At 32.2% G+C, this 8,206-nt stretch carries 8 protein-coding genes; 5 read left to right on the top strand and 3 right to left on the bottom strand.

Annotated features, from left to right (window positions below; genetic code table 11):
• The first annotated feature begins 236 nt into the window (after positions 1-236).
• Complete coding sequence (locus RXO53_RS06990; RefSeq protein ID WP_410713515.1) at positions 237-1,499, top strand: hypothetical protein; 1,263 nt, start codon at positions 237-239, stop codon at positions 1,497-1,499.
• A gap of 122 nt (positions 1,500-1,621) precedes the next feature.
• On the opposite strand, the gene RXO53_RS06985 is transcribed toward RXO53_RS06990, so the two are convergent.
• The gene (locus RXO53_RS06985) at positions 1,622-1,780 is read right to left on the bottom strand and encodes a hypothetical protein (RefSeq protein WP_410713514.1); all 159 of its coding nucleotides are present in this window, start codon (positions 1,778-1,780) and stop codon (positions 1,622-1,624) included.
• A gap of 18 nt (positions 1,781-1,798) precedes the next feature.
• A complete protein-coding gene (locus tag RXO53_RS06980) occupies positions 1,799-1,927 on the bottom strand; it encodes a hypothetical protein (protein WP_410713513.1) in 129 nt (42 codons plus the stop codon).
• On the opposite strand from RXO53_RS06980, the gene RXO53_RS06975 reads away from it, so the two are divergent.
• Both RXO53_RS06975 and RXO53_RS06970 read left to right on the top strand, forming a co-directional pair.
• The gene (locus tag RXO53_RS06975; RefSeq protein WP_410713512.1) at positions 1,926-2,306 is read left to right on the top strand and encodes a hypothetical protein; all 381 of its coding nucleotides are present in this window, start codon (positions 1,926-1,928) and stop codon (positions 2,304-2,306) included. The genes RXO53_RS06980 and RXO53_RS06975 overlap by 2 nt on opposite strands.
• A gap of 227 nt (positions 2,307-2,533) precedes the next feature.
• A complete protein-coding gene (locus RXO53_RS06970; RefSeq protein WP_410713511.1) occupies positions 2,534-2,794 on the top strand; it encodes a hypothetical protein in 261 nt (86 codons plus the stop codon).
• Between the two features lie 502 nt (positions 2,795-3,296).
• Here RXO53_RS06970 and RXO53_RS06965 read toward each other — a convergent pair.
• On the bottom strand, positions 3,297-4,190 hold the full coding sequence (locus tag RXO53_RS06965) for a hypothetical protein (RefSeq protein WP_410713510.1): 894 nt from the start codon (positions 4,188-4,190) through the stop codon (positions 3,297-3,299).
• 667 nt (positions 4,191-4,857) lie between these two features.
• On the opposite strand from RXO53_RS06965, the gene RXO53_RS06960 reads away from it, so the two are divergent.
• Together RXO53_RS06960 and RXO53_RS06955 are read left to right on the top strand one after the other, a co-directional pair.
• The gene (locus RXO53_RS06960; RefSeq protein WP_410713509.1) at positions 4,858-6,225 is read left to right on the top strand and encodes an RNA-guided endonuclease InsQ/TnpB family protein; all 1,368 of its coding nucleotides are present in this window, start codon (positions 4,858-4,860) and stop codon (positions 6,223-6,225) included.
• Positions 6,226-7,134: 909 nt separating this feature from the next.
• Positions 7,135-7,548, top strand: a complete 414-nt coding sequence (locus RXO53_RS06955; RefSeq protein WP_410713508.1) for a hypothetical protein — start codon at positions 7,135-7,137, stop codon at positions 7,546-7,548.
• Positions 7,549-8,206 lie beyond the last annotated feature (658 nt).

The following is an 8,206-nucleotide window of genomic DNA, read 5'->3' as shown; positions in this document are numbered from 1 at the left end:
AAAAAACTTCTTGATGTATGGAAACTAGAGAATAAAAACAAAGAAATATGAGCTTTGTAAATTTAATGAAATTAATTTTGCTTTAAACAAAAAATTGAAGAATAAGAATTCTCTCAGCTCAAAATATTATTAGCTATTTAACAAATAAAAAATTAGATTTAAATGATATTATCAAGTATTTTTACTATTGATAAAGCTTAAATATAAGTTAAAAGCATTATATACCGGGATCTTACATGGTTAAGTTAAGCAGATTTTTGACTACAATAATAATCATTGCAGCCTTATCATTAGTTCTGGCTTCTGGTCTAATTATATCAAGTCAAAGCAGTGCACCCAACAACATTGTTATGATTAATATGTTGAGTGGTATTAATGTACCTATAGTATTCCAAGGAGATAATAATAGCATCCCAATAAGCTTCTGGCCTACCTATTACGGAACTTCGAAAGCTAGCAATTACTGGTCAGCTGGAGGAATAAGTAGTAATCAGCCTGTGCTAGAATTAACACCTGCACAGAGACAAACTTCTGGTTCTATGTTCTGGCAAGAATATTATTTAGGGGGTAATGTTGCTATATCTTTACTTGGAACTTATTCTAAAGGATTATCACCTGTTGGTGATGGTTTTGCTATATATTTATTTATAAAAACAGCTATATGGGGCATTGAGCCTCAGAACAACTATTCCATACCATACACAGCCACCGCTCTGGTACATAATTATTCACCAGTATCGGGTGATGTAATGCTACCACAGAGCTCAACACCATATATTTTAGTTGAATGGGATCCATATTGGCAATTTGGAAATACATCGAGTGGCGCTACTGGACAATGGAATGTGTGGATAGTTACTAATACTAATGGTTCTAACCCAAGCATTATTCCAAAACCTTCACCAACTCTAGGCTCATCCCGGTCAGGCTGGGATGGTATTGGAACAGGTTCTTTTCAACCAAGGCCAGGTGATATAATAAATATTACTGTTACTTATAATTCTGTCGATAATACACTCAATGGTAGGGCATATGATATTAATACAGGTCAGTTTGCATCATTTACCCTAAGTCTCGGCAATTACTTTATGCCATTAAGCTCTGGGTATTACATATTTGGAACAGATGCTATTAATGGGGATTCTTATGCTAATTGGGCTTTGATCTATGTTGATACTAAGGGTCTTTCAAATATAGTTCCAGTAACTTTAACTTCCACGCAGACAGTAATAACAACGAATACCGTGACTCAAACAGCTATAATAATGAGCACTATAACATCTACAACAACCACGGCAATGACAGTAACAAGTACAACATCCTTAACTTCTATCACAACAATTATTACTATATCAAATGTGCCTATCACTACAACAGTAACATCAACAGTTACACAAACAATAAATGCATCACTTACATTGTTTGCCATGTTGGCAGTTATAGTAATTTTAGCTGTAGTGCTTGTTATAACCTTAATAATAGCCTTTAGAAAAAGATAAAAACACTTTATTTTTGAAAGAATAATTATTACAACAAAAATTTAATAAAACTACCCAGCATAATACTTAGTCTATTTCGATAAGATAGGATGACCTCATGAATTAGCTGCTTTGAAATGACCTTAACTTATGTAAGATCCTTTAACTTTATGAGATATTTCAAATAGCAAAGTTTTTATACTAAAGAATCCTTTAGAAAATTGGGTGTAAAATATGTCACAAAATACTTCTTCTTGGAAATGGATTGCAGTAGTGTTCATAGTCCTTTTCGTAGTTGCCATTGCTATAGCAGGCGCCTTCTATATAAAGTCGACAGAACCAGTTATCATAACTACAACTACAACCTCAACAACTACAATGACAGTGCCCATAACTACAACTACAACCTCAACAACTACAATGACAGTGCCAGCTACTGTGACCGCCATGAGCTACGTGACGACAACTGAGACTGTAACACCCTCAAATTACTATTCATTGCTCTCGATCGTGAACCTTGAGAACTCAACAACACTTGCTAACGATCAGACTGTAAATGAACCAGCTGGCCAGAACTCCAGCCTTAGTTACTATATCTCATACGCTGGGTACGTAGAGGTTGAAGTCCTTTCCTCAACAACGTCAAACACTTACGTGGAGGTCTCAGGTGCATATAATGGTGGGTCATACAGTAGTGGCGAGATATCAGTTGGGACAGGCGGCACCGTGCTCTTCCCAGTACTCCCAGGCACAGTGACCATTACTATTGGAAACACTAACGTGTTTAGTGGCGCTACGCAAACTGTCACCATATTGTATGTCTACTAAGAACAGTTCTATTTTAAAATAATTTTTTAAAAATAACCCTAAGCAACATCTTTATGGGTTAAGTTGCTTGTTAATTGGATCCCAGAACCTAGATCTTGTTAATCATCAAATTAAGATCTAAGACCTTGGGCAGTATATCCTCATTGAAGTTGAAGGAGTTACTCTCCCTGTCATAAGCTTTAGTTTAAATAACAAGTTTTCGCAGTATATAATTTAAAGGTTACGCCTTGTCACGCTTGCCAACGTCTCATATGGTCTTATCCATTTTCATATTCTTAGCCATCATCTATGCCATACCAATTATTTGTGCTTCATTATTCGTTAATAAAATCAATGCACCGTTTAGGGATTCCAAGGTCGTAGAGAGGGCAGGAGAACTTGTGGAGAAAGGCTATAACGTGTTTATATTCAGAGGAAAAGAGCATCTGAAATTTGTAACAGAAGAGCTACATATGAAATATTCTATCAGTTGTGAAGTTTTATCCTAAATCCTCAGATAGATCCCTTAATATTCACAGTAGTCCATGAACCCATAATGATACCACTTCATTATGGACCGTGGAGGTTCCTATGTGTTACTAGTAAAAGTAAACTAATGAGATGAAATCTAGGGACAAACAGAAAAGTTATTGCAATAGATTAACTAACTGTCAAGTGAATAACGCACTAATACAAAATTTAACCTTATTGTAATAATTAGATAGTTAGATAAAACTCGAGTTTTGCTTTGATTTAATAACTATTAACTAGCTACTTGACGCTTAGAGACTCAAGAACTTAACTTATAAATCCTAATAAAAGTTCCAATTTTAATTAAGAAAGAACTCTAAGTTCTTAGAGCATCTCTGGTAATGCCTAAAGCTTAAGGCTAAGAATAAGTTTGTTCTCAAAATTGATTAAAAAAGTTTAAAATAAAGTCAATAATCTTGTTTTACAGAGAGACTATTAACATTTACTTCCTAATCAAAAAATAAGTGCAGACTGGTTGAATCATGGAGCATGTTCTGATATTGTATTTGATCTTGATAGTACAAATAAACACCCTAGATATATAAGGTCCTTATATAATACCATTATGATTAATAAGTATATGATAACTGCCAAAAAGGAGAAGACGAAACCAAAAGCCAATGATGTAAAAAATATTAATTCGCCTCGAGTATTTGGAGTTAATAAAATAGGTGAGTAATATAACAAGATTATCAATAAGAACAAAGATAATATAGATACCATTAATAATATTGCCCTAATACCCTTAAGAATCTCTAACCAATTAGTAACACAATCGAGATTCATTGATTCTCTTAGTATTGAACTTATATTCCATTCTCCTATCCCTATTATAATTGATATGGATATTGGTAAAACTACAACAAAGCTACTCACTAACTGTTGCAATTGTATAGATAAATGCTCAAATTGTGTTGTCAAAATAAAAACAAAATTTAATAATCCAATGAACTCAAAGCTATAGAATATTTGTAATCTGATTCTAAAATCCTTCATAAGTGTTTTGCCTATATCATCGTACAGTAAATCAAGCATTGAGCGTAGACCTGCATATTCTTTAGAGTCAGCTTCCTTGAGACTTTTTAAAATTACAGAATTCTCCACCATGTAATATATCATAGATATAAGATCCATATCAGCAGAAATTCTACGGGAAAAAGCAATTAAAAGCGGTATAAACACTATGAGCTGTATTAGATCATCAAATCTATTGTGTAAAAGAACGTCAGCTATAGCTGTTAGTACAAAAACTAAAGAGGCTAATCTAAGTGCTTGTGAATGCTGACTCTTGATCTTAATTAAATCATTTTTCATTCTTTCTATGTTTTCTTTTACATTTTTTAAATTGCCAGCTTTGGCTTCGGTGCCTGTCATATCTTATCATCTAACTTTGTTTAAGGCCAGACTAAAAGGTTTAAAAGCTAAACTATAAGACTTTTAGCAAAAACATTTTACTGTAACTTAGCTAATCCTAGACTAGTTACTGTCTTAGCCGCTACTATTTATTTCTTTATATCTTAAGGTAGTCCCTTCTATACAAGAAACTATTGCTGACAAGTTACCGAAGTGTTTATAGTTTAGTCTCCTTAAACTTTTACTCCTATAACCTTCTTAAGTTAACTCAGACCAAAAAACTTATGAGACGAAATATTAGCTGCTTAGCATATTAGCAATCTAAACATAGACTCACAAAGCTTCTAACATGTTATTGATGAGATAATAATTTTGTAAAGGACTAAAGCTCTTGCTGGATACGCTTTGAAATTGATAATACGAAGTTATAACATGTTAGCTGAGTATCTTTACTAACTTCATATAACCAACATTAGACGCATATTACTAATCCACTTTGTTTTCTATTGAAATATGAAATAAAACCAACTTACTACCTAGTTCACTATATTTTAGTTTCTTGTAGTTGTTACCGATCCTTCACTTTTCATTTTATAAGTGATAAAGAAACAACAAATCTCGCCCCTTCTAGGGGCGGAATAAAATTTTTTAAATCAAAAATACTATTTCTATTTGAGATGCTCTCCAGATGCCTTCGTCTGGTCAACTCTTAAGGCATGAGGAGCGGGAGCCGATTTCTCCCGCAATACCAGATGAAGGTATCTACGAAGTTAATTATACAAATAAGAGAACAAATGTAGTACGTCTTCTTTTAAATGGCTACCAAGAAAGGAAACTAAAGAAGTTAGCTAATATATCAGCAAAACTTTTCAACCAGTTGAACTATGAGAGAAGGCAACAGTTCTTTCATGAAAAGAAAGTTGACTTTAAGGGGACATGGGACAAGTATTATAATAATTATAAGGAAGAGCTAAAAGTTAACGCTCAAGCAGTTATGCAGAAGAATAATGAAGCTTGGTCATCTTTCTTTTCTTTAATAAAGAAAAAAGGAAAACTACCAAAACATATTAAACATATAAAACCACCAGGATATTGGATTGATAAAGATACTAAAAAGAGAAAGCTTTTACTTGTTGTTAGACAAGATAGATATGTTATAAATGAGCAAAACTGCAAGTTAGTCCTAAAGGACTTCAACCTAGAAATAGATTTTGCTGGTAGACTTAGATGGTATGGTAAACAAGGTAGGCTGGAGATATACTATGATGAGACTGAAAATGCATGGTATGCCTCAATACCTGTTGAAGTAGGTGTTGAGAAAACTAAAACTGGAAAGGAGAGCAAGTATATTATTTATGGTGAAAGGAAAAAAATTAGAGTTGAATCACCTAAAGGTAATAAAGTAGCTTCAATTGACTTAGGCATAAATAATTTGGCAAGCGTAGTATTAAACGATGGCACTTGGTTTCTTTACAAAGGTGTTAAAACTAAGGAGGATTACTTCTACTTAGAGAATAAGATAGCGCAAATACAATCCTTAGCAGATAAGACAAAAAACATTGATGAATATGAAGCATATGATGAATTATTAAAAGAGAAGAAAAGGCTTTTTAAGAAATTAATGAGAAGGCTTCTTCACTTGTATAGGAACTTCGCTTTTCACCTAATGAATAAGTTACATGAAATAGGTGTTTCAACCATTTATTTAGGTTATCCATTTAACATTGCACAAGAAAAGGGTAACAAATTCACAGTAAACATGTGGTCTTATCGCAAATTAATTGATACAATTGAACTTAAAGCGCAAGAATATGGCATTAAAGTATATGAAGTTATAGAATATAATACGTCCAGATACTGTGCTTATCATAATGTAGAAGTTAAAAGAAATCCTAGAGGAGTCATTAATTGTCCATTAAAACATAAACTTCATTCTGATTTAAATGGGGCTTTAAACATATTAAAGAAAGCAACAGGTAAAGTCTTATCAACAATAAAGAAACCCCTATCTTTTATTGTAGATCATAACAGAGTAGCACCCGTAAAAGGGGTGTAACCCTTAAGACCTCAGGGAATTCCCGCCCTTCAGGGCGGGGAAGAGGTCAGCTTCAGAGTCCTTGACTCGTTGGGTAAAAATTTGTTTTAAAAAATTAAAAAATTCGTAATACGGACTGATTAAATTGCAAATCTATTTAGACTAATTAAGCTAACTAAATCCTTTATGATTTAGCTGAGTTTATTGGTAGCTCTATTAATCTAGATAATCTAGAGATTCCATGAAATAATTTACGAATTTGTAAGTACTGGCTTTTTATGCTAATCAACATTAAGAAAATTGATAACTTCTTATTTTAGTTTAATCTTCGTATGTTTATCCCTTAGTAATAAATTATGAAGCAAAATTATAATTTAAGCTTTTCAAGCCTAAAAGAAATTTTAATTATTTAGAAACGAATTTATAACCCAAATATTAAATAATAGCTTTCACAAAAATTAATTATATCTTAAAATATTTAGAATAAAGAAAATATTGAAAAATATTTCCACTATTATTTGAAATTAAGAGAAAAATTGTTGTATCCCAATAGAATAAAGTAAATTAGTACAACTATAAAATATAACAAAAGCCTTAAAAAAGAGAAATCATGCTTTTCACTTTTCATGAATTGAAGGCTTTGCTATAGGTAAAGAAGCCATATATATGATATTTAAATTTAATTGCAGATGCAATAAATAATAATGCATTCATATTTATAGATACTATAATTATCATTTTTTCTAATGCTGAGTTAGGTATATAACTCCTTATTTTATGTACCTAACACATTAAACTGTAATACTTTAGTAATACCCTAGCATAACTAGTATAGTTGTTATCATTCAGAATAAGGATACGCTCATTGCCACCTTTAGTTAGGTATAAATATTTAAATTTTTCTACCTAACTATAAAATATGGTGAATTTATGAGCAAACAAACCGAAGAAAAGAAAGGAAAAAGTAAACAAATCAAGCTTTATGATATTGAAAAAGCTTTATCAAAACTTGAAGAAATAAAGAAGACTTTAAATGAACTAAAAATTGCATTAGAAAGCCGAGAAATAAGAGAAGCAATAGATTTTTATGAAAAACAAAAGAGCTGCGGCCTAGAATACACATGGGTTAAAGGGGGTAGCGGAAAGCAATACTATTATTATTATTTGAAATGCAAGGAAAATGGTCATACTGTTTCAATATATTTAGGGAATAATTTAGACATAGAAAGCTATAACAAATATAAAAGAATAAGCAAGAGACTTTTTGAATTAAAGCAAGTCTTAGAAAACTTTATAGAAAATTCATTAGAAGACATGGAAACTTTACTAAATGAAAATAAATAGTTATTATAAACTAAAAATCTCTTTAGGTGATATTAATAATACTTAGCGAAGAAGACTGGAGTTTCGCTGGAAAAGATACTAAATACTTACACGTGGGTTCCATACATACCAGCCAGAATGATGCTAATCATAGCCAAAAAATCATAAGATAATGTTGTGTTTAGGTTTTTAAGCTTTTATTCAGCCTTAGAAGGAGCAAGGCTGCCATTGATTTTGTAAAGTGCAATTTTGACACTTGGTTTAATAGGTTAATTTTTCCCCAGATTTTGGGGCAATTTTTAAGAATCTTAATTATATATAGGGTTTTGGTGTCAAAAGTTTGACAGTTAATAGGAGATAATGTTCCCTTTTCATGAACCCAAGGGCACTCGCACGATACCATAAGGTTAGACTCATGCTACTGTCCATGCCACTCATGGGTTAAAAAACTATCCTTTCCTAACCTTTTTACTATATATAGTTATACACTCATAGAAACGGCATGGGCATTCACACAGGCTTTACACAAATCCTTGTAACAGTGCCCTTGAACAACACTTTTCTACACAAATTTGTGTAGAAAAGGTTCCACTAAGGGTTATCGTCACCAGTGCATTCAAAGTCTTTGCTATAGAAGGTCTCTTCGTGCGATCCTTAACAAAGGTTTATTGGCTGGTGT

Origin of the sequence: Caldisphaera sp., assembly GCF_046536515.1 — an archaeon.
GTDB lineage: Archaea > Thermoproteota > Thermoprotei_A > Sulfolobales > Acidilobaceae > Caldisphaera.
The sequence above is the reverse complement of the archived record's forward strand: the minus strand, read 5'-3'. Positions and strand labels throughout refer to the sequence as shown.

Coding starts and splice junctions, on each gene's coding strand:
- RXO53_RS06955 (WP_410713508.1), top strand. CDS start 7,135: ATGAGCAAACAAACCGAAGAAAAGAAAGGAAAAAGTAAACAAATCAAG.
- RXO53_RS06965 (WP_410713510.1), bottom strand. CDS start 4,190: ATGACAGGCACCGAAGCCAAAGCTGGCAATTTAAAAAATGTAAAAGAA.
- RXO53_RS06985 (WP_410713514.1), bottom strand. CDS start 1,780: ATGGCAACTACGAAAAGGACTATGAACACTACTGCAATCCATTTCCAA.
- RXO53_RS06960 (WP_410713509.1), top strand. CDS start 4,858: ATGCCTTCGTCTGGTCAACTCTTAAGGCATGAGGAGCGGGAGCCGATT.
- RXO53_RS06990 (WP_410713515.1), top strand. CDS start 237: ATGGTTAAGTTAAGCAGATTTTTGACTACAATAATAATCATTGCAGCC.
- RXO53_RS06975 (WP_410713512.1), top strand. CDS start 1,926: ATGAGCTACGTGACGACAACTGAGACTGTAACACCCTCAAATTACTAT.
- RXO53_RS06980 (WP_410713513.1), bottom strand. CDS start 1,927: ATGGCGGTCACAGTAGCTGGCACTGTCATTGTAGTTGTTGAGGTTGTA.